We start from the raw sequence: 24,400 nt of genomic DNA on the forward strand, positions 1-24,400 counted from the left end.
CACGAAGAACCCGCATCTAGGTGCAAGGTTTTTCACGTGGACATAGCTCAGCTGGTAGAGCGCGACCTTGCCAAGGTCGAGGTCGCGAGTTCGAACCTCGTTGTCCACTCTGAAGAAATGGACCTCAATTCCATGGAAAAGAGGTCCTTTTCCTTGAGTCCTGCTTTTGCAGGACACCGCAACTCTTGAACTAACATTCGAATTGATGGCCAACGGTTTTACGGCGTGTTGATCCGGGCTATAGTTCAGGTGCAGTACCCCATAATGGGCGATTGGCGCAGCGGTAGCGCGCTTCCCTGACACGGAAGAGGTCACTGGTTCGATCCCAGTATCGCCCACGACGATTCATACTGATAGTATTGATTGCCTACGTGGACATAGCTCAGCTGGTAGAGCGCGACCTTGCCAAGGTCGAGGTCGCGAGTTCGAACCTCGTTGTCCACTCCACTTCCGAAGGCCGTTTGGTTTACCTAAACCAAACGGCCTTCGCGTTTAACCATGGGCCATACACAGGCCGTTTATAGGCGGACTTGCGACCGGTAGTGCTGCGCAGCTGACGGTGCAATTTGGGAGCTTTAGGGAGCTCCACGAATTACACACGGCGTTCGTTTTTAGCTGTTCAAGACCAAGTCATCACGGAAATCTTCACAAATTCATACAATTCACCTTGAAACCTCATCTATGCGGCATAAGATGAAACGCAGACGGGAGCTTTCCAGGCTCCCACGATTGAGAGGAGGTGCCTTTTGTCTATTTTTGACGAGCTGAAGGGCAAGGCCGAAGGACTGAAGGAAAAGGCGGGCGAGTTGCTCCACGAGCACTCGGACAAGGTCGGTGGGGCCATCGACAACGCTGGCGACTTCATTGACGAAAAGACCGGCGGCAAGTTCGCCGAGCACGTCGACAAGGTTCAGGATGGCGCTAAAGGCTTCCTGAACAAGGGCGAAGGAAACGGCACACCTACCGCTTAGGTTCCAGCCTGGTCCACTAGGACATTTGCCCTAGGCACGACAAGCGGGTGCCGGTACCGCCGTGAGGCGGGACCGGCACCTGTTGTTTGCAAGGAAAGAACTGCCGTGACATCAACAGCACTCCCCCGCCCGCCAATAAAAGGTTCCCGGACCCAACCGATAGTTGCCGGTCTGGTCACCTCGCTGGTCGGATACACCTCTTCCTTTGCCGTGGTGCTCACCGGGCTGAAGGCCGTCGGTGCTTCCGATGCGCAGGCAGCCTCGGGTCTTTTCGCACTGACCATCGCCATGGCCATTTGTGCCGTCGGGCTGGCTTGGTTCACCAAGCGGCCCATCACCATCGCATGGTCGACGCCTGGGGCGGCACTGCTGGCCGGGGCTGCCGCCGTAAACTTCGGTTGGTCCGAAGCAGTCGGGGCCTTCATCATGACCGGCGTGCTGATTGCCGCCACCGGGGCCATTCCCTGGCTTGGCAGGTTGCTAGCGGCCATCCCCGTGTCGTTGGCCCAGGCAATGCTCGCAGGGGTCCTGCTGCAACTCTGCCTGGCGCCCTTCGTGGCCCTTTCCACTATCCCGGTGTATGTCGCACCGGTCATCGTGGTCTGGTTGATCTTCTTGCGGCTCAGCCCGCGATGGGCCGTTCCCGCCGCCATGGCCGCAGCCCTGGGCATTGCCGGTTTCGCAATGGGGCAAGCCGGAACCACATTCTTGGTGGGTGAGCTGCTGCCCACCCTGCACGTCACCGCCCCTGTTTTCAGCCTCGAGGCCTTCATGGCGATCACGCTGCCACTCTTCGTGGTGACCATGGCGTCGCAAAACGTCCCAGGCGTCGCGGTGCTGGCCAGTTTCGGCTACAAAACCCCTTGGCGGGCATCGATGATTTCGACCGGCATCGGAAGTTCGGTAGCCGCGCTCTTTGGTGGCCACGCCATCAACCTTGCGGCAATATCAGCCGCACTGGCAGCCGGCCATGAAGCGGGGGAGGACCGCTCTCGACGTTGGATCGCTGCAGTCTCCTCCGGCATTTTCTACATCCTGTTGGGTCTGGCCTCGACAGCTATTACCGCCCTGGCCAGCGCTAGCCCCACGGGTCTTCTGGAGGCCGCCGCCGGCTTGGCTCTGCTGGGGACCCTGGGAGCAGCTGCTTCCTCGGCGCTCTCGGACCCCACCAGCCGGATGAGTTCGCTGGTTGCGTTCCTGATTGCCGGTTCGGGACTGAGCTTTGCCGGAATCGGCGGTGCCTTCTGGGCTTTGCTCGCAGGGCTCGCTGTGCGATTTGTCATCGAACGCAAACGCCACTAACCGTCCCGGATTCCGGGCGCAAAAAAGGCCGTGGTTCTATTCTCTTCCGGCGGATCTTGTGATGCGCGGAGGGAAAGGTGCAGTGCCACGGCCTTTGAGCAGTTGGTGTTACTGCCCGGGTTCGCCGGTCTGGGCTTCGCGGGCCAGCGCGGTGAGGCGGGAGACTGCTCGGAAGTACTTCTTTTGGTAGCCGCCAGCCATCATTTCCGGGGTGAACAGCTCAGAGAACGGTTTGCCTGAGGCAACGATCGGCACGTCCTTGTCATACAGGCGGTCGGCGAGCACCACGAAGCGCAGCGCGACGGCCTGCTCGGTGATGGTTTCGACATTGTGCAGCACCAGCACGTCGGTCTCGGCCAGCAAGGCCCGGTAGCGGCTGGGGTGAACCTTGGAGATATGTGCCACCAGTTCAGCGAACTCGTCGACAGCGTAGGTCTTCTCGCCATAGCGTGCCATGGCGTATTCCTCGATGGCATCGTCCTCCAGCGGGGTGGGCGCGTCGGGCAGGCCGCGGTGGCGGAAGTCCACGCCATCAACGCGGTGCACATCGAATTGTTCGGAAAGCACTTTGATCTCGCGTTGGAAGTCAACGGCGGCAAAGCGCCCCTCTCCCAGTGCACCGGGAAGCGTATTTGAGGTCGCAGCGATTTTCACACCGGCATCGGAAAGCTCACGCATCAACCGGGACATCAGCACGGTGTCCCCCGGGTCGTCGAGTTCGAACTCGTCGATGCAGACCAGCGAGTAGGTGCTCAAGACCTCGACGGTCTGGCGGAAAGACAGCGCGCCGACCAGGTTGGTGTATTCGACGAACGTGCCAAAGGCCTTGCGGCCCGGAGCCAGGTGCCATAGCGAGGCCAACAGGTGGGTCTTGCCCACGCCGAATCCGCCATCGAGGTACATGCCCGACTTCTCGGCCTTCTTCTTGCCGAAGAGGTTGGAGAGGAAGCCTCCCTTGGACTTGCCAATGGTCGAGGCGAAATTCCGAAGCTTGGTCACGGCCTCGGCTTGGGTGGGCCAGGCCGGGTCCGGCCGGTAGGTCTCGAAAGAGACCTCCCCAAACCGGTAGGACGGGTGGAAGCCTGCAAGCAGATCGTCAACGGAGACCGTTGGGGTCCGTTGGGAAAGATGAGTAATCGTGGCCATACGGCTGAACGGTCCTTAAAGTCTTCGAAAAGGCGGTGACGGGCGGGCGAGGCACAAAAGGCACGCCTCGGCCATTTTATGCGCACACCCGGAACATCCCCTAAATGGCGCTGGTGGAAGCGGCGGCTTATATCGCAATCCCGGACGCTCGGAGCGAAATATGGCGCTGGATGACTTCGCCACGTCCCACGGAGCGCCGAGGGTGGCTAGGCTGGATGTTGCACCATCCCCCATTTTCTTGTTGCGAGGTCAATCAAACATGAGCCTGTCTATCGACGCCAATCCGGCATTCGCCGAGTATGCCCACCCAGAACGGTTGGTATCCACCGAATGGCTGGCGGCCAACCTGTCCGCCGAGGGCTTGGTGATTGTCGAGTCCAACGAAGACATCCTGCTCTACGACACCGGACACATCCCCGGCGCGGTCAAGGTCGATTGGCACACCGAGCTCAACGACGAAGACACCCGTGACTACGTCGACGGCGAAGGTTTCGCGGCCTTGATGGCAGCCAAGGGCATCAGCAGGGATTCCACCGTGGTGATCTACGGGGACAAGTCCAACTGGTGGGCCTCTTACGCGCTGTGGGTCTTCACCCTCTTCGGCCACGAGGACGTCCGGCTGCTTGACGGCGGTCGCGACAAGTGGCTGGCCGAGGACCGCGTGACCACTCGTGAGAAGCCGTCCATCACCGCTTCCAGCTACCCGGTCATCGAGCGCGATGATTCCGTCATCCGCGCTTTCCTTCCGCAGGTGCTTGAGCACTTCGGCAAGCCGATGATCGATGTGCGCTCCACCGAGGAGTTCACCGGCGAGCGCACCCACATGCCGGCCTACCCTGAGGAAGGCACGCTGCGTGGTGGGCACATTCCTTCGGCAGCATCGGTTCCTTGGGCCCGTGCCGCAGCCGAGGACGGGACGTTCAAGTCTCGCGCCGAGCTCGAAGCGATTTACCTGGATGAGGCCGGCCTGTCTGCGGGCGATGACATCATCACTTACTGCCGCATCGGCGAGCGCTCCAGCCACACCTGGTTTGCCCTGCAGTTCCTGCTCGGCTTCGAGAATGTGCGTAATTACGACGGTTCCTGGACCGAGTGGGGCAACGCCGTGCGTGTTCCCATCGTGAAGGGAATCGAACCGGGCGCCATTCCCGCAGGATTCGGGGCGTAAGCGCATGAGTGCTATGCCTCCGGCCCTAGCCGAGATTGTTGAGGACTTCCAGGCGATCACCGAGGAGCAGCGTCTGGAGATGCTGCTGGATTTCTCCGAAGAACTCCCCGAGCTGCCCGCCCGCTTTGCCGAGCATCCCGACCTGCTGGAGCAGGTTGTGGAGTGCCAGACCCCGCTGTTCCTGACCATCGAGGTGGAACCGGCCGGGGAGCACAAGGTCTCGCTGTTCTTCTCCGCTCCCCCGCAGGCTCCCACCACCCGCGGGTTCGCCTCGGTGCTGGCACAAGGGCTCGACGGGTTGCCCGCCGCGGACGTTCTTGCGGTCCCCGATGACATGCCCAACAAGTTGGGTTTGACCCGGGCGCTGACTCCGTTGCGTTTGCGCGGCATGACTGCCATGCTCGGCCGTATCAAACGGCAAGTCAGCGAGCAGGTTGCCGCGGCCGAAGCCTAAGCTTCGGAAAGTATTTCAAATGTGTGGGTGCTGGCGACTGTCGGCACCCACACATCTTTAAGCACGAAGCCCTCGGAAGGTCCGCCATGGCGAAGAAAAAGCACACGCACTCGACCGGCACCCCGGCCACGACGTTGTTGGACCGTGAAGCAGTCCCCTACACGGTGCATTCCTACACCCATGATCCGGCGGCTCCCAGTTACGGGTTGGAAGCCGCCGAAGCGCTCGGGGTTGAGCCCGCGGTGGTGTTCAAGACCCTGCTGGTTGCCACCGGGGAGCCCGGGGCAGGGGCGCTGGCCGTGGGAATCGTCCCGGTGCATCGATCTCTTGACCTGAAAGCGATGGCCGCGGCGCTGGGTCTCAAGAAGGTGGAGATGGCTGATCCGGCCGCTGCCGAGCGGCGTACCGGGTATGTGCGAGGCGGGATCTCCCCGCTGGCCCAACGCCACCGCTCGCGCACGGTGCTTGATGCCAGTGCCCTGGATGCCGGGACCATCTATGTCTCCGGCGGGCACCGCGGCCTTGAGCTGGCCTTGGACCCGGCGGACCTGCAACGGTTGACCGAGGCGCACGTGGAGCACATCGCCGGGCCGTAGCTTCCTGTTGTGGGCCGTGGCCGCCGGCGTCTCGGTTTAGCTGCGGTCGACAGCGCCGTCCCCTGGACGAGGCGCGTTGAGTACCGTGTTGACGAATGCTTCGGTTTCGGCCTCCCAGCGCTGCGGGTCCACGTTCCATTCCCGGGTGTGTCCGGCGCGGATAAAGCGCGCCAGGGACACCATTTGCGGGTTAAGTGCCGCCAGTTGTTCGGAAGGACCGATCGGCACGAAGTCATCGTCCTCGCTGTGCAGGATCAGGGTGGGGAAACGCAGCTGGTCGTGCCGTTCGACCCAGTTCAGAATCTTCAAATCCAGTGGGGCGGCGAGCCCGGTCATCCAGCGACCGGCCTTGTTGCCCAGCAGCCATTGGCCGAAGTGGCCCACTGCCTCGGGGATGCGGTTGCGCTTGGCCTGGTGGGAGAGCACATCGATCCAGTTGATCACCGGCCCGTCGAGCACCAGCGCACCGATCTTGCGGGCATAAGACGATTTATCGGCCACCTGCAGCACGATCGCCCCGCCCATGGACCAGCCGAAGAGCAGCACCTCTCGGGCTCCGTGGCCCAGGGCGTATTCGATGGCAGCTTCGATGTCGGGCCATTCGGTGGCACCAAGTCCGTAACGTCCATCCACTGCGGCCGGGGCCACCCCGTCGTTGCGGTAGGACACCAGCAGCGCACTGATCCCCAATCGCTGGAACGTCGGAAGGGCACGCAACCCTTCCTTGCGTGTCGCACCGCGGCCGTGGACACAGATGGCCCAGATCTCTGCGTTGGCTGCCCCCGGGACATGCCAGGCCGGGGCCATGCCCCCGAGGATCGGGATCTCAACCTCGTTGTAGGCAAGGCCCAAGTCCTCAGGCGAGTCGTAGACGATCCCGGACAGACGACCGCGCACCGCTGTGCTCAGGTCCCCGAAGTAAACCTTCTCCACCGCGCGGGTGACGGTACCGTCCCCGGGGCGGTAGCCCTTCGGCTCGCCCAGCCGGGCATGCCCGGTGTCGGCGGAGAAGAGCAACGAGTAGCTGCCCGGGGCGGTGGAGTCCTTGTTGGCCGGCAGGATCACGTCCCGCCCTTCGGCCGTTGGCACCAGGGCCAGGATCTCCAGGCTTTGGTCCGGGACGGCATCCGGGGTCACCACGCGGCGTGCGAAGTAGCCGGCGAGTCCCGAGACGCTTCCGGCAAAGAGCGATCCTGCCGCGGCTCCGATGCCAACGCCCAGCAAGACCCAGCTCAGGCCCTTGCCAGCGGAGGGTGTAGGCCGGGGCGTCGGGGTTGTATATGCCTTCATGGGTACCATCATTGCAAAGAACCGCACCGGAGCCCGGGTTTTCGGGCTGATGAAAATCTCGGGGCGTCCTGGCTCGGTTCCGTGGGCCGGGAATGAGCAGGGCTCCCGTGGTGTTACCCGTGGTGTGAGTGAAAACCAGATCCCAGAAAAAAGCGACACCACCGCCGTTCCAAGCATTGTGAAACCGGACGAGCAATGGCGCACCGAATTGACCCCTGAGGAATATCAGGTGCTGCGTCGAGCCGGCACCGAGCGCCCTTACACCGGCGAGTATTGGGATTCGACCACCGAGGGTGTCTACGAGTGCCGGGCCTGTGGCCAGGAATTGTTCACCTCCCATGCCAAGTTCGACGCTGGCTGCGGTTGGCCCTCGTTCTTCGCGCCCTTGGCCGAGGACCGTGTGCGCTACATCCGGGACGAGTCCATGGGCATGGCGCGCATCGAAGTACTCTGCGCCGCCTGCGATTCGCACATGGGCCACGTCTTCGAGGGCGAAGGTTTCGATACCCCGACCGATCAGCGTTTTTGCATGAACTCGGTGTCATTGCGCTTAAAGACCACCTAACAGGGGCTTTTGTCGGAATCTTCCCGGGGCGCTAGTACACGGTCCCGGGAACCGAGCACTCCTGCTGCGTGCTCCTTGTGATCCGCGTGGGCACCATATGCAATAGCACTGCTTATGCTTGCCCCAATTTTCAATCAGCAACAACAACCTCTCGATACGCTGGAATCAAGGAAAGAATCACAGCATCCACGGCGCGTTCGGCCGTATCGAAAGGGGTATCGACATGTCACAGGAAACACTTCCCAAGTCATTGTCCAACCACGAGCTCGTCTCATCCCAGTCATGGCTGGGACTGAAGTCCGCAGCCACCGAATTCCAGGGGCTTCAGGCCCAAGACGGGTCGGTGACCGATCCAGCGGACCACCCGCGCGCTGCTGCCCTGCTAGCCACCGTCACCGCATCCCTGCAGGAACTGGCCCCGCAGTTCCCCCACGATGCCCAGTACCTCCAAGCCGTACTCGCAGATCTGGCCGCGTGGGAAGCGTCAGGGTTCGGGATCCCTGACTTCCTCGACGCCCTGCAGGCCTTCGCGCCGCAGCTGGCCCGACAGGATGGCCTGCGCCACCTGGTGATCTTCCCGATGTACACACAGAACGGCTCCACCAACCGACTGCTCGAGGCCGTGCTGGTCGAGGTCATCTGGCCCGAGTTCATTGCCGCCCTCGAAGCCGGGGATTACTCCAATAAGCTCTTCGTGCCGCTGCGCTTCTTGGACTTCACCCCGGGTTACGACACCAACTCCGCGGTGCTCTTCCCCGAGTCCGTGGCCATCCGCGAGACCCCGTCCTTCACTTGGGGGGCGATTTTCCAGGACCGCGAGGCAGCACGCTTCCGCCGCGTGCTCAAGTCCGCCGCACAAATCACCAACCTCGAACTTCCGGCCGACGCCGCGGAGATGCTCGGGGATCAGTCCCTGACCGAAGCGACCTTCGTGATGTGGGACCTGATCCACGACCGCACCCACATGCGCGGGGATCTGCCCTTCGACCCGTTCATGATCAAGCAACGCATGCCCTACTTCCTGTACTCGCTCGAGGAACTGCGCTGCGACCTGACGGCGTTCCGCGAATGCGTGAAGATCGCCCGAGACACCAGCAGCGATGATTCCACCCGGAAACACGCCAAGCTGGTCCAGTACGCGGTGATCTTCGATAGGATCTTCCGCTTCGCGATCACCGGATCCCGCACCCGAAACTACGACGGGCTCGGCGGCCAGCTGCTCTTCGCCTGGATGCACCAGCACCACGTACTGCACTGGACCGACACCAAGCTGACCATCGACTGGGATCAGGTCCCCGAGGTCGTCAGCGCCCTGGGCGAAAAGATCGACGAGCTGTACTGGCGTTCCATCGACCGCCCGAAGCTCGCCCACTGGCTCGCCGCCTACGAATTGGTCTCCGAAACCCTGACCCCGCACCCGGCCTCGGTGTGGTCCAAGGGCCCCGATGCTCTGCCGCTGCAAGCTCCGCTGCGCGAAATGACCAATGCGGTCATGGACGACGAGTTTCCACTCTCGATGTTCTACGAAGCGCTGTCCAAGAAACTGAGCCCCGTGATCGAATCGACGCTGGGCATCACCGGCACCGCCGACATCTAGGTCGCCACCTGCAGCAACACCTCGAAGGGATAGAATCCAAGACATGGCTGACCTTACGGATCTGACGGTACTGATAGCCGGGGCGACATCCGCCGCCGGTGTCGCGGCGGCGCACGCCCTGTGCCAGGCCGGGGCCACGGTTTTGGCCGCCGGCTCCAACGCCGGGCGCCTGAACGAGGCTCTGCCCTTCGTCCACGGACGCTACGAGGTCGACTTGGCGGACCATGCCGCGGTGACCGAATTGCGCGCGCTGATCGACGTCGAACGCGGACCCATCGACGGGCTCCTGCATCTGGTCGGCGGCTGGCGCGGCGGTAAGGCTCTGGCCGGCCAGTCCGACGACGACTACGCGTTCCTGCACACCCAGGTCATCACCACGCTGCGCAATACCACCAGGGTGTTCCGTGACGACCTCGTGGCCTCGAAGTGCGGGCGCGTCGGAATCGTCTCGGCCACCGCGGTCGATGCGCCCTCCGGATCCAACGCCAACTACACCACCGCCAAGGCCGGAGCCGAGGCGTGGATGCGTTCGGTGGCCGCCGAGCTGCGCACCGCCCAATCCGGACACAAAACCGATCCGGTACCACAGCGGGCCGCGGCACTGATCTGGGTCATCAAGGCCTTCACCAACGCCGAGGCCCGCGCGGCAAAACCCGAGGCCAAGACCGCCGGGTTCACCGATGTTACGGCCTTGGGCCAGGCCGCGGTTCAGCTGTTTACCTCCGATGCCGCCGACCTCAACGGCGCCCGGATCCATCTGCCCACCCTTTAGCTCTCCTCAGTCCCTCCGTCGTTAGGACCCCCACCCCATGACTACTGCCCTCCACGATTCCTCCATGCGCGGCTTCGCCTCGGATAACTACTCCGGGGTGCACCCCGAGGTCCTTACTGCCTTGGCCGAGGCCAACGGCGGGCACCAGGTCGCCTACGGAGGGGACCAGTACACCGCCGAGCTCGGCCGCGTCATCACCTCGCATTTCGGTGAGCACTCCACTGTTTTCCCGGTCTTCAACGGCACCGCGGCCAACGTCACGGCCCTGCAGTCGCTGCTGCCACGCTGGGGAGCCGTCGTCTGCGCCGCCAGCGCCCACATTAACGTCGACGAGAACGGCGCACCCGAGCGCGTCGGCGGCATGAAGCTGCTGTCGGTGCCCACCACCGACGGCAAGCTCACCCCCGAGCTCATCGATCAGGAAGCCTGGGGCTGGGGCGACGAGCACCGCGCGCAGCCGCTGGCCGTCTCGATAACTCAATCCACCGAGCTGGGCACCCTGTACACCCTGGACGAGCTCCGCGCCATCACCGAGCACGCCCACAACTTGGGCATGCGCGTGCACATGGATGGGGCCAGGCTCGCCAACGCCGCCGTGGCCCTGGGCGTCGGTCTGGGCGAGATGACCACGGGAACGGGCATCGATATCCTGTCCCTGGGCGGCACCAAGAACGGCATCATGTTCGGCGAGGGCATCGTGACCCTGTCCGAAGGCCCCGTGGATTCCATGAAGTACCTGCGCAAGCTCAATATGCAGCTGGCCTCCAAGATGCGTTTCATCTCCGCCCAGCTGCTGGCCCTGTACGGCACCGATTTGTGGCGCACCTCGGCCAGCCACTCCAATGCGATGGCCGCCCGTCTCTCGGCCGGAGTCCAAGGTACCGACGGGGTGGAATTGGTCTACCCGACGCAGTCCAACGGCGTGTTCGCCGCCCTGCCCAATGCCGCCGCCGATGCCCTGCGTGAGCGCTTCCCCTTCTACGACTGGGACCGCGCCGCCGGCCAGGTCCGCTGGATGTGTTCCTTCGATACCACCGAGGCCGACATCGATGCGTTCCTCGCGGCCCTCAAGCAGGAACTGGCCAAGATCCGCGCCTGATCCGCCGAGCGCCGCAGGGTCTGTTGGACAACCGTCCGGCGGGCCCCCGGCGTGCCGAAGCCGCCAAGCCACGGGCGCACTTTAGACTCGCCATGTGAGTTCACAAGGTCCAGTCCCCGCAGTGCCGCCGGCCTTCCTCGAAGCCCTGGCGGCGGTTCGCCGTGCCAGTTGCCGCCGCGAAATCCACCTTCAGGAGATCCCCGCGCCGGCACGCTTGGCCCCTTATGCCCTGGCGCTCTCGGCGGACGTCCACGAGCCCATCACACGCCAATCCGAGCATGGAACCACCCCGGAACCCGCCGAGGAACTGGCCACCGGACGCTTCGTACTGCTGCACGACCCGGCCGGCACCCCACTCTGGGACGGCACCTTCAGGATCGTGACATACATCCGGGCCCGGATGGATTCGGAGATGGGCAACGACACCATGCTCGGCTCAGTAGCCTGGACCTGGTTGCTCGACGCCCTGAACGAATCCGGAGCCGACTACCGTCAGGCCGGCGGGACCACCACGCGGGTCCTGTCGGAAAGCTACGGGATTCTGGCCGACCGGCCCGAGACCATCGACATCGAATTGCGTGCTTCTTGGACCCCCGGGAACCAGGACGTCGCCACGCACTTGGAGGCTTGGGCCGACATGGTCTGCACCTTCGCAGGACTGCCCCCGCTGCCCAGCGGAGTCACCGCGCTGCCGCACCGCCGGCTCTCCTAAAAACCTGTCGCAACGCCGCCAAAAACCCGGGTGCCGGGGAATCGGTACTAGAATCGTTTACACCATGACCAGTACCCCCCACGCCACCAAACCCGTCCAAGACCGCGCCGAGAGCTCCGAAACCGCGGCCCAGCAGTCCTCCGAAGGGCTCGAGCCGACGCCCGAAGAGCGCCCGGAACCGGTCCTGCTGGATACCCCGCGCGACGGCGTCCCGGAGGTCATCACCACCCCCGCGGGCCTGCAACGGGCCGCACGCGCCATCGCCGCGGGCACCGGCCCGGTGGCAGTGGATGCCGAAAGGGCCTCGGGCTTCCGTTACGGTCAACGCGCCTTCCTGGTCCAACTGCGCCGCGAAGGATCCGGCAGCTGGTTGATCGACCCGGTCCCCTTCGAGAACCTGGACCCGCTCCAGGAAGCCATCGGGGATGAAATCTGGATCTTGCACGCGGCCTCCCAAGACCTGCCGTGCCTGCGTGAACTGGGCATGGACCCGGCACGCCTCTTCGACACCGAGCTTGCCGCCCGCATCGCCGGGCTGCCGCGCGTGGGCCTGGGGCATGCTGTCGAGGCCCTGCTGGGCCTGCGCCTGGCCAAGGAGCACTCGGCCGCAGACTGGTCCACCCGCCCGCTGCCCGAGCCGTGGCTGCGCTATGCGGCCCTGGACGTCGAGGTCCTGGCCGAGCTGCGAATTGAACTAATCAAGCTCCTTGAGGCCGACGGGAAACTCGATTTCGCCGAGCAGGAGTTTGAGGCAGTGCGCACCGCTCCGGCGGCACCGCCGCGCGTTGACCCCTGGCGCCGCACCTCGGGCCTGCACCAGATCCGCGATCGTCGCACCCTGGCCGCGGTGCGCGCCCTGTGGGAAACCCGCGAATCGCTGGCTCAGACACGCGACACCGCTCCGGGGCGTTTGATCCCCGATTCGGCATTGGTGGCCGCGGCCAAGGCCATGCCCAAGAGCGTTCCGACGCTGCTCAAAACCCCCGGATTCCACGGCCGCTCGGCGTCCAAGGACGCCCCGAAGTGGCTGCGCGCCCTGCAGGAGGCGGCATCGACCACCGATCTGCCTCCCAACCAGGTGCCCTCGAATTCCCCGCCACCGCCCAAGGTCTGGGCGGATCGGGACCCGGTGGCTGCAGCACGTCTGGCCACGGCCCGCGCCCGGGTGGCCCGCACCGCTGAGTCGCTGAACATCCCCACGGAGAACCTGCTGACCCCGGACACCCTGCGCCGGCTCTGCTGGAACCCGCCGCAGGAGATTGACCCGGACACCGTCGCTGCGGCCCTGGCGGAATTGGGCGCCCGCGCCTGGCAGATCGAGCTGGTGGGGCCGGTACTCACCGTGGCCCTGCTGGATCCGGACGAGCTGACCAAGCGCTGATCCATCTTGGGGCGCGGGCAGGGTGCACATGCGTGCACCCTGCCCGCGCCCCTTTTTGTGGTTCCGGTGTGTCGGGGCTTGCACTCTAAGTTACTCATCAGTAGCATATGGGGTGGATCACATCCCCATATCCATCCAAGGAGTACCGGTGAGCCCTCAGCCAGTGAACACTTCCAACGCACGAAGCGTCCGCGACGTCGTCTTCGTCGACGGCGTCCGCACCCCCTTCGGCAAGGCCGGCGAGAAGGGCATCTACCACGGCACCCGTGCCGATGACCTGGTCGTTAAATGTATCCGCGAACTTGTTCGCCGCAACCCGGCCCTGCCACCCGAACGCATCGACGAGGTAGCCATCGCTGCCACCACGCAGACCGGCGACCAGGGCCTGACCATCGGGCGCACCGCCGCCTTGCTGGCAGGACTGCCCCAGTCGGTCCCGGGCTTCGCCATCGACCGGATGTGCGCCGGGGCCATGACCGCGGTGACCACCACTGCCGGTTCCATCGCCTTTGGCGCCTACGACGTGGTCATCGCCGGCGGTGTCGAGCACATGGGCAACCACCCCATGGGTGCCGGCGCGGACCCGAACCCCCGCTTCCTCTCCGAACGCATTGTGGATCCCGCGGCACTGAACATGGGAAACACCGCCGAGAATCTGCATGACAAGTTCCCGGCCATCACCAAGGAACGCGCCGACGCTTACGCGGTGGCCTCCCAGACGAAGCTCGCCGCCGCCTACACGGACGGGAACATCCAACCGGATCTGGTCCCTGTCGCGGCCCGCCGCCCCTCCGAGGGCTACGCGCTGCACACCTCCGATGAGCCGCCGCGCCCGGGCACCACGCTGGAGTCGCTGGCCGATCTGCGCACCCCCTTCCGCGCTCACGGCAGGGTCACCGCCGGTAACGCCGCGGGCCTGAACGACGGGGCCACCGCCGCGGTGCTGGCCAGCGCGCAGGCAGCCGAAGAGTTGGGTCTGAGCGTGAAGATGCGCTTGGTCTCCTACGCTTTTGCCGGGGTCGATCCCTCGATCATGGGTTACGGCCCGGTCCCCGCCACCGAGAAGGCCCTGGCCCAGGCCGGGCTATCCATCGAAGACATCGGCCTGTTCGAGATCAACGAGGCCTTCGCCGTCCAAGTGCTCTCCTTCCTGGATTACTACGGCATCACCGATGAGGACCCGCGCGTGAACCGCTACGGCGGGGCCATCGCGGTGGGCCACCCACTGGCTTCCTCGGGCGTACGTCTGATGAACCAGCTGGCCCGCCAATTCGAACAGGACCCCTCGGTCCGTTACGGACTGACCACCATGTGCATTGGTTTGGGCATGGGTGGCACAGTCATCTGGGAAAACCCGCACCACGCCGACTACGGAAAGGATGCCTAGGGCCATGAGTCAGAGCATCGTTGAAAATTTCGCTTCCCTCGCCTCGCTGGTCCCCGACGAGATCATCACCCATTCCTTGGTCAAGGACGTGGTGCTGCCCGGCGGCGCCACCATCGCCCTGTTGACCCTAGATAACGGTTACGACCACTCCAAGCCCACCACCCTGGGCCCCAACACCCTGTTGGAACTGCACGCCACACTCACCGCGCAGAAGGAACGCGCCGCCGCCGGCGAGATCGCGGCACTGGCTCTGATCGGCAAACCGCACTACCTGGTGGCCGGTGCGGACCTGAACGGCGTGAAGAACCTCGCCTCGCAGGAAAACGGTTCGGCCATGGCCTCCTTGGGTCACGCCGCCTACGACCTGCTGGCGGACCTGGGGGTACCCACGTTTGCCTTCATCAACGGCGTGGCGCTGGGCGGCGGGCTGGAAATCGCTCTGGCCTGCACCTACCGCACCGTGTCCACCGGAGCCAACGGTATCGGCCTGCCCGAGGCCTTCATTGGACTGGTCCCCGGTTGGGGCGGGGTTTACCGGCTGCCGCGCCTGACCGGGCCCGAGGCCGCGATGACGGTGATGATCGAGAACCCCTTGAACAACAACCGCTCGCTGAACGGGCCCGCGGCATTCAAGCTCGGAATCGCCGACGCGATCTTTGAGCCTGCCGACTTCCTGGAGCAATCCCTGCTCTGGACCGATTCAGTGCTAGGCGGTGCCGAGGTCTCACGGCCCAACGCCGTCGAACCTCTCGGCAACCCCGAGGTCACCGCTCGTTGGGCCGCCGCCGCAGCCAAGGCGCGTGCCTTCATTGAGGCGAAAACCTCCAACGCCGCACCGGCACCGGCCAAGGTGCTGGAAGTCTTTGAGGCCGGAGCCACGATCACCCAGAAGGAATCGGCTGCCCTAGAAATTGCCGCACTGACCGGGCTGATGCAGACCGACGCCTTCCACAACACCGTTTATGCGTTCCTAGACCTGGTACAGAAGCGTTCCAAGCGCCCCGCTGGGGCACCGGATAAGAAGCTCGCCCGACCCGTCACCAAGGTCGGCGTTGTCGGCGCCGGGCTGATGGCCGGGCAGCTGGCACTGCTCTTCGCCAAGAACCTGAAGGTTCCGGTGGTCATCACCGACATCGACGCCGCGCGGGTCGAAAAGGGCCTGGCCCACATCCACAGCGAGGTCGACAAGCAGCTGGCCAAGGGCAGGATTTCCAGCAGTGCGGCAAACCGCACCAAGGCATTGGTCACCGGCTCGGTATCCAAGGAAGCATTCGCCGATGCGGACTTCGTGATCGAGGCGGTCTTCGAAGAACTTGGCGTCAAGAAGCAGGTCTTTGCCGAGGTCGAAGCCGTCGTTTCGCCCGAATGCATCTTGGCTACCAACACCTCGAGCCTCTCGGTCACCGAGATGGGTAAGGACTTGAAGCATCCAGAGCGTCTGGTCGGCTTCCACTTCTTCAACCCGGTCGCACAGATGCCGCTGCTGGAGATTGTGCGAGCGCAAGAAACCGATGAGACCGCGCTGGCCACCGCCTTCGTGCTGGGCAAGGCGCTACGCAAGACCAGCGTGCTGGTCAAGGACGAGGCCGCCTTCGTGGTCAACCGGATCCTGCTGCGCTTGATGGGCGAGATCGCCAAGGCCTTCGACGATGGAACCGACGCGGCCACCGCCGACGGGGCACTGCGGTCCATGGGCCTGCCCATGACCCCGTTCACGTTGCTGGCGATGGTCGGGATACCGGTGGCGCACCACGTCTCCGAGTCCCTGCATGCAGCATTCGGCGAACGCTTCCACGTCTCGGAAAACTACGCACGACTCATCGAGAATGGCATCACCTCCCTCTGGGTTCCCACCGAGGACGGCGGGCAGGAGATCCCCGCCTCCACCATGGAACTGCTCTCCTTCGGCAACACTCCGAGCACCGCTGAGGAACTGCTGGTTCGCACTCAGGACGCACTGGCCCAGGAAATCGGGTTGATGCTGGCAGAGGGCGTGGTCGCTGGTCCCGAAGACATCGACCTGTGCATGGTCATGGGTGCCGGTTGGCCCATGCACCTGGGCGGAATCACCCCCTACCTTGATGCCGTCGGCGCCTCCGAACGGGTCAACGGCAAGAAGTTCCACCAAAACTAGGACGCAACAGCAGCACCGCAGGCGGTGTCGGGAAGGGCTTCCCCTTTCCGACACCGCCTGCGTCATGTCAGGACTCGGGCCGATTTCTAAGGCCGCTGGGCGGAGCTAGGCTGCCTAATCTCACAACGAGAATTTTTATTCACCATCCAACTCATATGCGTTTCTGGCGATTCTCCCACGTGTCTGTTCGCCAGGAGCCGATAGGTATTCTGCACGTGTAGAGGTCTCCTGCGGGCGATAGAGTTTCAAGATGTTCAGACGGAGATCTTCCTGAAGGGTCCTGCCGCGACCGAAACAGGCAGGTGAAAGTACCGATTCATGCCGGTAAAAGTGAGATGAGACTGTTAGTCTCATAAAAATTCGTGCTCCACTTCTGCGTTCCCCGGAGGAAACGGTAAATGTTGCCAGACACTAATTACGACTCTTTTGCCGAAGCGTACTCGACCGAAAATGAATCCAGTCTGATCAATGCATTCTACGAACGACCGGCCGTGTTGGATCTTGTAGGCGACGCACGAAACCGTCGAATTCTTGATGCCGGTTGTGGATCGGGACCGCTAACCAAAGCACTCGGCAGTCGCGGTGCCATCATGACGGGATTTGACGCGAGTAAAGAGATGATCCGCTTGGCTCGACAGCGGCTTGGCGACGAGGCCGACCTACTCGTAGCCGATCTAGGTCAGCCCCTTCCGTTCGAAGATGACTCGTTTGATGATGTTGTTGCCTCACTGGTTTTCCACTATTTGCCAGACTGGGTAAGCCCCCTCAAGGAGATACGCCGCGTTCTACGGCCCGGAGGCAGGCTCATCATGTCCGTAAACCATCCGCTCCTCTATCCACTGACAAATCCCGGAAAAGGCTACTTCAACCTCACGAAGTACTCCGATGAGCACTCTTTCAATGGCCAACGGGGCACCCTCACGTATTGGCACCGGCCCTTGCACGCCATGACAGACGCGTTTAGCAAAGCAGGATTCCAAATCGAGACCATCAGCGAACCCCCATACTCCTCTGATGCTCCTGCGGGGATCATCCCGCCACAATTCAAAGACCGAGACTCGTTCTTGAGCTTCATCTTCTTCGCACTCCGCGCTCAATGATGGTGTTTACGACGCTCATCGACGGGTAAGAGCCGCCCATCCATCGACCTTGCAAGGTTTCTGCGCGAGAATGTGGCTATGAAACAGTTCATCGAATTGATGCCTACCCGCAGAAGCGTCATCGGGGCTTCTCTGGTCGCAGGAGCCTCGGTAAGTCTGGTTGCCTGCGGATCGGGCAATAAACCCCAAGACGTCCCAGAGCCCAGCGGCTCCGCTCAAAACGCCGTCGAACTGTCGAAACTACCCGTGGAGGGTACCGCCTCGGTCTCGGTGCAGGGCCACGACTACCTGCTCTATCGTCCCGACGAGGCGACGGTACTGGCCTACACGGCGGTGTGCACGCATCAGGGTTGCTCCGTTGGTACCGGAACCGGCACCACCTTCAAATGCCCCTGCCACGGCTCGGAGTTTTCGAAGCTCGACGGTTCGGTGATCCAAGGCCCCGCCAAGGCACCGTTGGTCCGCTACGCCACGGAGGTCGGTAGCACCGAGGTGAGGATCTTCCTCTGAGTCTGCTCGTGGCAATGGGCTGCTGTAAGTGACATCGCACAGGCCATGGGGCCGTAGAGCCATTCCGACATGGAATGATGGGTTTCATGAGTTTCACGATCCCGCCCTGTTCGCGCCGCGCTTTTGTCGGTACCACCGTGGCCACCGGCGCCACTCTCGCTCTGGCCGCCTGCGGCGACGGTTCCTCCGCTGCACCGAATAACGAGCCCTCTACTGCTCCCGAAGTCTCCGGTGAGGGAACCGTCGTGGCCACCGTGGCCGAGCTGCCGGTGGGAACACGCCTGTCGGTGGCGGCAGTACGTACCCAGGGCGATGAGGCAGGCAAACAGGCTGGCTTCCTGCTGTTCCGTCCAGACGAGCAGACCGTGTTGGCCTACACGGCTATTTGCACGCACCAGGGATGCGCCGTGACAGTCAAGGCCCCGGACGGGGATAACTTCTACTGCCCCTGCCATGGGTCCTACTTCCAGCCGGAGGATGGCAAGGCCGTTGCGGGGCCCGCCCGAGAGGCGTTGGAGCGGTTCGCCGCAGAAATCAAGGACGACGACGTTCTGATCTACGTTTAGCACGATTTCCGTCCCGGCTCTTCCCTTGGACTGCCGGGCAACATAGGTTCATGGGTAGGCTCCCACCGGGTGCCTACCCGCTTCATTTCCCCGTGATTGAAGGAGCCGCACCGCCATGTCCAATGAGTCAACTGCCGTCGTGTTCATCGAATTCCAAAACGACTTCACATCCCCCGGCGGCGTCCTGCACGACGCGGTCAAGGACTCGATCGAAGCAAACTCGACGCTCGATAACGCCGCAAGAGTCTTGGCCTCGGCACGAGAGCATGGGGCTGTCGTCATCCATTCCCCCATCAGTTTCGCCCCCGGCTACAACGAGATTTCTTCCCATCCGTACGGGATCCTCAAGGGCGTGGTCGACGCGACGGCGTTCGTTAAGGGTCAGTGGGGCGCGGAAATTGATGCACGATTCGCCCCGCAGCCAACCGACATCGTCATCGAGGGCAAACGCGGACTCGATGCTTTCGGCAGCACCAACCTGGACTTCATCCTGCGATCCAAGGGAATCGGCAAGGTAGTGTTGGCCGGTTTCCTGACCAACTGCTGCGTGGAGTCCACCATGCGCACGGCCTACGAGCGCGGATTCGAGGTCGTGACGCTCACCGATGCCGTCGCAGCAACCTCCGTGGAGGAAGGCGAGTCAGCGGTGCGCTTCAACTATCCGATGTTCTCGACCCCGACCACCAGCGACGCGTTCATTGCAACGATGGAATCGTCCCGGGACCTAGCCGACACCTCGCGCGGCTACTGACGGTTTAACCGTTGGTGTCGAATCCGTGGGACATGAATGACACGACTCCCTCGTCAAGGCCCGAGAGCGAAAGCCATCCGGCTTCGCTCGCGGACCCTGGCACACGGTAAGCGATCAGGCTGTCGCCCCAGTTGGTAGACACTACTTCCTTGTGTTTGTTCACCCAATGGGTGGCCACCAACAACCCATCGGCCCACGCTTCATAGCGCTCGGCCTTCAGGGTGATGCCCAGCGGGATGGGAAGCTCCTCGAAGTGGCCCACACGCTTCACCCAGGCATTGGGCTCATCGGGCTGGTTGATGACCGGCTCCTGTGCTGCGCGCGAAACCTCGCTCAGGCGCCAATATGTGAACTGTTCCTCGGCTGCTTCCACGGCCTTCATGACCATCAGGATGTCTCCGAAACTCGGCATCGACCGCGTCGGGAAGCGGACCGAATCCCGGTGCATGATCTGCGCTCGATCGAGGTTCTGGTCCCGGAACTGATTCACTTCCCAGTTATCGGTCTTCGGATCCAAACGAATCCGTGATTCGGCGCGATAGACCTCTGGCTCTTCGTCGACCAACATCCGAGTCAACAGCACATTTGAGGCCATCGATTGGTAGCGCACCCCAATGCGCCGCTGGTCTTTGACCAGCACTTCCCAACGCTCAAAATCCGTGAACAATGTACCCTCCATAAAATCAAAACCGTCCCCCACAACGTTCGATCCTACCTGCGCGTCATGGCCAAAGGCTCAGAATTTCCGGAGAGTACGTCATCGCGCCGCTTGCGCAACGGGCTGCATCCGATGGATCCGCCCTGCCACCCCGATCAGAAACCCCTCGTCGTGACTGGCAATCAGCACCGCGCCACCGCGGTCCAGCACCTTTCCAATCACCGCTCGCAGCACCTCAAGTCCCCCGGCATCCAGCGCCTCTGTGGGTTCGTCGAGTAACAACAGTGCCGGCCTGCGGATCAGCACCGTGGCCAATGCCACGAGCCTGCGGGCTGCTGCGGGAAGCTCATAGGGGTGGGTTTCACCCGTGCCGGCAAGCCCCAGTGATTCGAGCACTTCGGGGATCTTCACCGCAGTGCTGCGCGGCAGACCGAAGGCGACCTCCCGGTGGACGGTGCGCTCGAAAAGCTGGTCGGCGGGGTTCTGCAGCAACAGCCCCACGCCGGCTCCACGCTTGGTTCCCTGGCGTAGTACTCCGGCTCGCAGGTTCAGCAGTCCCGCGGCGGTCTTGAGCACCGTGGATTTGCCCGAGCCGTTGGGTCCGGCCAACCCCACGCATTCCCCGGCGTGCACCAACAGATCCAGACCCGTCACCGCAGACGCCGCGGAGCCGGGGTAACCAAGCTCGGCGGCACTGAATTCGAGCAAGGCCGCAGTGCCGGGCGAGTGCCGGCGGTCCGGCGCAGAAACCTCATTTCGCGGGATACTGATTTGCTCGCCCGGCACCGATTCGCAGCGTCCGGCGCGCAGCCGCAGCATGTGGTCCGCTCCGTCCACCGAGCCGTCCACGGCCCGGGTGAGCAGTACCAACGCCGTACCCTCGGCGCGTAATTGCTGCAGCAGGGCCGCCACGCGCGCGGAAGCCGCGGCATCTAGTCCGGCCAGCGGCTCATCCAAGATGAGCACCGGCGCACCATCCAGGGTGAGCGCCGCGAGTGCCACCAGACGCTCCTGGCCCCCGGAGAGCGTCTCAGGGTCACGGTCCAGCAATTCTCCGAGGCCCAACCTGTGGGCGAGCGCGGTGATCCGTGCGTGCATCTGGGCGCGCGGCACCCCGGCGTTCTCCAGCCCCACGGCCAGCTCCTCGGCCACTGTTTCGCGGACCCCGGAGAGATAGTGGCGAGCATCCTGGGGCAGCATGCCCACATGTCGTGCCCATCCCACCGGATCGATGCGCACACTCTTGCCGGTGCCGTGTCGAATGGTTTGGCCTTGTATCTCGAACACTGCCTCCAGTTCCTCGCCGTCGTGCCGCGGCAGCATCCCGCACAGCACGGCCCCCAGCGTTGATTTGCCCGAGCCAGAGTCTCCCACAATGACCGTCAGCGAGCCTGCCTCCAAGGACAACCCGATGCCCGCCAGTGTATCGTCGCCATCCCCGGAGTAGCGGAACCGCTCCAGTTCAACCTCGAACAGCGGGTTTCCGCGACTCATCCTTGTCCCACCCAGGTCGGTGCCAGCAGCGCCACCGGTCCCAGCACCATCGCTCCCAGCGCCACTCGACGCACCCAGCACTGGGCGGGCGAGTCCGGAACCTCGCGCAGGCGCGTATGCGCGCCCTTCGCGGGGAAGCCGCGTGCGGCCAGATAGGCGGAACGGTCGGCAGCATCCTGCACCGAGGAGAGGACCAACGGCACCGAGCGTAAGCGCACGCTCCTCCACCAGCCACGCGGCCCGGCAGCCAGAGGTATCCCGCGCAGCGCCTGAGCCTGCCCGATGGCACGCTGCCGCTGCGCCAAGCGGGGCAGCAACGACAGCGTGGCGGCCAACAGGTAGCCGGCTTGCGGCGGGGCACTCGAGAGGTCCACCGCGGCCACCAGATCGTGGCGGTCAATCAGCATCGAGCACAGCAACCCGGCGACCACCAGTACCCCGGTGCGCAGCCCCAGTTGCCCGGCGGTCACCAATCCCTCGGTGGTGATCCGCAACGGACCTGCCGCCGCCAGCACGTGGCCTCCGCCGGTGTCGATCAGCCCGTGGATCAGCAAGTGCGACCCCCACGCCGGAACCAGGATCACCGCGCCCAGTCGCACCAGCTTCCCTGCGCGCTTGGCCCTGGCCGCGAGCAGTAGGCAGCCGGCCAGCACCGCGGTGTGAAGCCACCAGCGGCCCGCCGCGGTGGTGATCGCCACGACGGCCGCGGCCAGCACCAGCACGGTGAACGGGTGCAACCGGCCGGTGCGGGGCAACTGGTGCACTTAGCGCGAGCCCCGCGAACCAAGCACCCGGTGGCGGCGCACAAACGCGAATCCGCCATTCAGCCGGGCCGGCAGTGCGTAAATGAGCAGCGCGGCCAGCAGGAAGACGATGGCCTTGTCCCCGGGGTCGGATATCAGTGCCTGTTTGGTCACCGCGGACAGCAACGAGTCGCCCATCGAGCGGAACGCCGCCACCACCGCACCGGTGCCTACCCCGGAGGTTCCGCCAAAGACGAAGGTTGCCACCGGGGCGGAGGCAACTCCGACCAGCACTCCGGCGCCTAGGCCCGCGATTGGAGCCAGGTAGGGGCGGCGCAGCGCACCGAAGCGGGCTGCGGTACCGGCCAGGAATCCCACCAGCGCGGCCCCGGCGGCGAAGGGAAGTACCGTCGGGTTGAACAGGGACCAGATCAGCGTGCCCAGCACACCGGTGGCTGCCCCGGCGCGGCGGCCGGCCAGGAAGCCGACCAGCACGGTGCCCAGGGAATCCAGGTACAGCGGGATGAATACCGAGCCGACGAATTGGCCCAGCACGATGTTCAGGGCCAAGGCCACCGGGATCAGGCTCAGGGTGGCCACCGGCAGATCGGGCAGCACCGCTGCCAGCAGCATCAGCGCCGCGGCTAGGTAGGCGGCGAAGGTGGCCAGGGCGACGGTTTGGCCTAGACCATCGGTGAGTCCGGCCGGGTGGGTCAGCACCAGGACGGTATAGGTGCCGGCGAGCAGCAATACGGCGGCGACGGCCAGGAAGCGGCGGCGCAGCAGGGGCCCGGTGTGATTCTCGGGCAGGAGCAGAGACTGTGACATGGCGGAGGACATTCCTCGGGTGCGGGGGCGCCGGGAACAGGTCCGTGGCGCTCGGGGAGCAGGAAACGAGCCTATGTCACCTCGACCCGATCAACGATTCTAGCCGACCGCTCAGCCCATCGGATCCAGCTGCCGGGCCAGGGCGCCGAGCCGGTCCACCAGCTCGGCGAATCCGGCATCCGGGTCGTTCCACGACACCACGTGGGCGTTGGCGGCTTTGCCCCAGAGCCCGCGAAAATCGGCCACGGTGGTGCCGATCAGCAGCGGGGATTCTGTCTCCACGGCCACGGTCGCGGCCCGGGTGCGGTGTTCCATGGTGCCGGCGGCGATACCTGCGGCAAAGAAGTCGTGCACGTGGGCGATGTAACCCTGGTCGTAGTCACGGTGGAATTCGAAGTAGAAACGCAACGCATCACTGAGGTAGCGCACCAGCGGGTTCGAGGCGCCGCTGCGGGTCCCGGACGGATCAGCCTCGCTGACAATCTCGGGGGCGGTGCAGTGCGCCGCAGCGGCCAGATCGGTGAGGAGTTCCGGGCGCATCTCGAAGCGTTCGGTGGTGTCCAGCGAGCAAAGAATAGGGAGTTTCTCGGTGTCCAGACCGGCCTCGGCCGCGGCGCTGTAAGCGGCAAAAACTTCGGCGGCGGCATGCGGGTCCACGTGGGTGTTCCATTCGGCCGTCGGGGTGGTGTTGCCCTGGTGGTAGAAGGCACCGCCCATGATCACCACTTTTCCCAACAACCAGGGTAAGCGTGGCTCGCGGCGCAGGGCGAGCGCGAAGTTGGTCAGCGGGGCGGTGAATAGCGCGATCAGTTCCCCGGGTTCGGCCCGGGCCGCCTCGATCCAGAAGTCGATCGCGTCAAGGCTCTCCTCCCCCGGTCCGGGAGGTGCGGGCAGCGTCGCGTAGCCCACCCCCTGTGGGCCGTGGGTTTCCGGGGTGGTCACCAGCGCGACGCGCAGCGGTTGCCGCGCACCGATCAGCACCGGCACCGCCGGCTGCCCGCACAGGGCCAGCAGTGCCCGGTTGTTGGCAGCGACAGCCTCGGCGTCCACGTTCCCCGGTGAGGAGGTGACGGCCACGATCTCGACGTGCTCACAGGCGGCCAGATAGGCCAATGCCAATGCATCATCGATCCCAGTGTCGTTATCCAGCAGGATCCTGCTGCGCGCAGCGCCCAT

At 64.1% G+C, this 24,400-nt stretch carries 24 protein-coding genes and 3 tRNA genes; 20 read left to right on the forward strand and 7 right to left on the reverse strand.

Annotated elements, in window-relative coordinates; genetic code table 11:
• Nucleotides 1-36: 36 nt before the first annotated feature.
• The 5 genes from ADIAG_RS12010 (at nt 37) to ADIAG_RS12030 (ending at nt 2,273) form a co-directional block, all read left to right on the forward strand.
• Nucleotides 37-109: transfer RNA gene (locus tag ADIAG_RS12010), tRNA-Gly, on the forward strand.
• Nucleotides 110-266: 157 nt separating this feature from the next.
• Nucleotides 267-338 (forward strand) — tRNA-Val (locus tag ADIAG_RS12015).
• A gap of 33 nt (nt 339-371) precedes the next feature.
• Nucleotides 372-447: transfer RNA gene (locus tag ADIAG_RS12020), tRNA-Gly, on the forward strand.
• Nucleotides 448-746: 299 nt separating this feature from the next.
• Nucleotides 747-971 carry an antitoxin gene (locus ADIAG_RS12025; protein ID WP_007271649.1) on the forward strand — a complete coding sequence of 75 codons (225 nt, stop codon included), beginning with the start codon at nt 747-749 and terminating at the stop codon, nt 969-971.
• 105 nt (nt 972-1,076) lie between these two features.
• Entirely contained in the window at nt 1,077-2,273 is a 1,197-nt protein-coding gene (locus ADIAG_RS12030) for a benzoate/H(+) symporter BenE family transporter (protein WP_007271650.1), read from the forward strand.
• Nucleotides 2,274-2,381: 108 nt separating this feature from the next.
• Here ADIAG_RS12030 and zapE read toward each other — a convergent pair whose 3' ends face one another.
• Nucleotides 2,382-3,419: a cell division protein ZapE gene (zapE, locus tag ADIAG_RS12035; RefSeq protein WP_007271651.1), complete on the reverse strand. Its 1,038-nt coding sequence runs from the start codon at nt 3,417-3,419 to the stop codon at nt 2,382-2,384.
• A 259-nt stretch (nt 3,420-3,678) separates the two neighbouring features.
• Between zapE and ADIAG_RS12040 the strand changes: the two genes are divergently transcribed.
• The 3 genes from ADIAG_RS12040 (at nt 3,679) to ybaK (ending at nt 5,637) form a co-directional block, all read left to right on the forward strand.
• Nucleotides 3,679-4,587 (forward strand): sulfurtransferase, encoded by a 909-nt coding sequence (locus ADIAG_RS12040; protein ID WP_043474870.1) that lies wholly within the window; start codon nt 3,679-3,681, stop codon nt 4,585-4,587.
• A 13-nt stretch (nt 4,588-4,600) separates the two neighbouring features.
• Nucleotides 4,601-5,041 carry a SufE family protein gene (locus ADIAG_RS12045; RefSeq protein ID WP_007271653.1) on the forward strand — a complete coding sequence of 147 codons (441 nt, stop codon included), beginning with the start codon at nt 4,601-4,603 and terminating at the stop codon, nt 5,039-5,041.
• A gap of 86 nt (nt 5,042-5,127) precedes the next feature.
• A complete protein-coding gene (gene ybaK, locus ADIAG_RS12050; RefSeq protein WP_007271654.1) occupies nt 5,128-5,637 on the forward strand; it encodes a Cys-tRNA(Pro) deacylase in 510 nt (169 codons plus the stop codon).
• Nucleotides 5,638-5,673: 36 nt separating this feature from the next.
• Here the strand turns inward: ybaK and ADIAG_RS12055 are convergent, their stop codons facing one another.
• Nucleotides 5,674-6,927, reverse strand: a complete 1,254-nt coding sequence (locus ADIAG_RS12055; RefSeq protein ID WP_043474809.1) for an alpha/beta hydrolase — start codon at nt 6,925-6,927, stop codon at nt 5,674-5,676.
• Nucleotides 6,928-7,051: 124 nt separating this feature from the next.
• On the opposite strand from ADIAG_RS12055, the gene msrB reads away from it, so the two are divergent.
• From msrB to ADIAG_RS12115, 12 genes are all read left to right on the forward strand, one after another.
• Nucleotides 7,052-7,492, forward strand: a complete 441-nt coding sequence (gene msrB, locus ADIAG_RS12060) for a peptide-methionine (R)-S-oxide reductase MsrB (RefSeq protein ID WP_235045904.1) — start codon at nt 7,052-7,054, stop codon at nt 7,490-7,492.
• Between the two features lie 223 nt (nt 7,493-7,715).
• Nucleotides 7,716-9,089 carry a DUF6421 family protein gene (locus ADIAG_RS12065; protein WP_007271657.1) on the forward strand — a complete coding sequence of 458 codons (1,374 nt, stop codon included), beginning with the start codon at nt 7,716-7,718 and terminating at the stop codon, nt 9,087-9,089.
• A 43-nt stretch (nt 9,090-9,132) separates the two neighbouring features.
• A complete protein-coding gene (locus ADIAG_RS12070; RefSeq protein WP_007271658.1) occupies nt 9,133-9,861 on the forward strand; it encodes an SDR family NAD(P)-dependent oxidoreductase in 729 nt (242 codons plus the stop codon).
• Nucleotides 9,862-9,898: 37 nt separating this feature from the next.
• Entirely contained in the window at nt 9,899-10,960 is a 1,062-nt protein-coding gene (locus tag ADIAG_RS12075) for a threonine aldolase family protein (protein WP_007271659.1), read from the forward strand.
• A gap of 94 nt (nt 10,961-11,054) precedes the next feature.
• Complete coding sequence (locus tag ADIAG_RS12080) at nt 11,055-11,672, forward strand: DUF3000 domain-containing protein (RefSeq protein ID WP_149618355.1); 618 nt, start codon at nt 11,055-11,057, stop codon at nt 11,670-11,672.
• 64 nt (nt 11,673-11,736) lie between these two features.
• Complete coding sequence (locus ADIAG_RS12085; protein ID WP_007271661.1) at nt 11,737-13,053, forward strand: HRDC domain-containing protein; 1,317 nt, start codon at nt 11,737-11,739, stop codon at nt 13,051-13,053.
• Nucleotides 13,054-13,201: 148 nt separating this feature from the next.
• The gene (locus ADIAG_RS12090; RefSeq protein ID WP_007271662.1) at nt 13,202-14,440 is read left to right on the forward strand and encodes a thiolase family protein; all 1,239 of its coding nucleotides are present in this window, start codon (nt 13,202-13,204) and stop codon (nt 14,438-14,440) included.
• Between the two features lie 4 nt (nt 14,441-14,444).
• Nucleotides 14,445-16,574, forward strand: coding sequence for a 3-hydroxyacyl-CoA dehydrogenase NAD-binding domain-containing protein (locus ADIAG_RS12095; protein ID WP_007271663.1), 2,130 nt, complete (start codon nt 14,445-14,447; stop codon nt 16,572-16,574).
• 398 nt (nt 16,575-16,972) lie between these two features.
• On the forward strand, nt 16,973-17,674 hold the full coding sequence (locus ADIAG_RS12100) for a class I SAM-dependent methyltransferase (RefSeq protein WP_007271664.1): 702 nt from the start codon (nt 16,973-16,975) through the stop codon (nt 17,672-17,674).
• A gap of 78 nt (nt 17,675-17,752) precedes the next feature.
• On the forward strand, nt 17,753-18,184 hold the full coding sequence (locus tag ADIAG_RS12105; RefSeq protein WP_007271665.1) for a Rieske (2Fe-2S) protein: 432 nt from the start codon (nt 17,753-17,755) through the stop codon (nt 18,182-18,184).
• Nucleotides 18,185-18,270: 86 nt separating this feature from the next.
• Nucleotides 18,271-18,750: a QcrA and Rieske domain-containing protein gene (locus ADIAG_RS20300; RefSeq protein ID WP_007271666.1), complete on the forward strand. Its 480-nt coding sequence runs from the start codon at nt 18,271-18,273 to the stop codon at nt 18,748-18,750.
• A 115-nt stretch (nt 18,751-18,865) separates the two neighbouring features.
• On the forward strand, nt 18,866-19,501 hold the full coding sequence (locus ADIAG_RS12115; RefSeq protein ID WP_007271667.1) for a cysteine hydrolase family protein: 636 nt from the start codon (nt 18,866-18,868) through the stop codon (nt 19,499-19,501).
• A gap of 4 nt (nt 19,502-19,505) precedes the next feature.
• Here the strand turns inward: ADIAG_RS12115 and ADIAG_RS12120 are convergent, their stop codons facing one another.
• From ADIAG_RS12120 to ADIAG_RS12140, 5 genes are all read right to left on the reverse strand, one after another.
• On the reverse strand, nt 19,506-20,168 hold the full coding sequence (locus ADIAG_RS12120) for a hypothetical protein (RefSeq protein WP_043474812.1): 663 nt from the start codon (nt 20,166-20,168) through the stop codon (nt 19,506-19,508).
• A gap of 90 nt (nt 20,169-20,258) precedes the next feature.
• Nucleotides 20,259-21,653 carry an ATP-binding cassette domain-containing protein gene (locus ADIAG_RS12125; protein WP_007271669.1) on the reverse strand — a complete coding sequence of 465 codons (1,395 nt, stop codon included), beginning with the start codon at nt 21,651-21,653 and terminating at the stop codon, nt 20,259-20,261.
• Entirely contained in the window at nt 21,650-22,417 is a 768-nt protein-coding gene (locus ADIAG_RS12130) for an energy-coupling factor transporter transmembrane component T (RefSeq protein ID WP_007271670.1), read from the reverse strand. The genes ADIAG_RS12125 and ADIAG_RS12130 overlap by 4 nt, the downstream gene beginning before the upstream one ends.
• Nucleotides 22,418-23,224: a hypothetical protein gene (locus ADIAG_RS12135; protein WP_007271671.1), complete on the reverse strand. Its 807-nt coding sequence runs from the start codon at nt 23,222-23,224 to the stop codon at nt 22,418-22,420.
• A 111-nt stretch (nt 23,225-23,335) separates the two neighbouring features.
• Complete coding sequence (locus ADIAG_RS12140) at nt 23,336-24,400, reverse strand: nucleoside hydrolase (protein WP_007271672.1); 1,065 nt, start codon at nt 24,398-24,400, stop codon at nt 23,336-23,338.

It is taken from the genome of Paeniglutamicibacter gangotriensis Lz1y (assembly GCF_000348945.1).
Taxonomy (GTDB): Bacteria; Actinomycetota; Actinomycetes; order Actinomycetales; family Micrococcaceae; genus Paeniglutamicibacter; species Paeniglutamicibacter gangotriensis.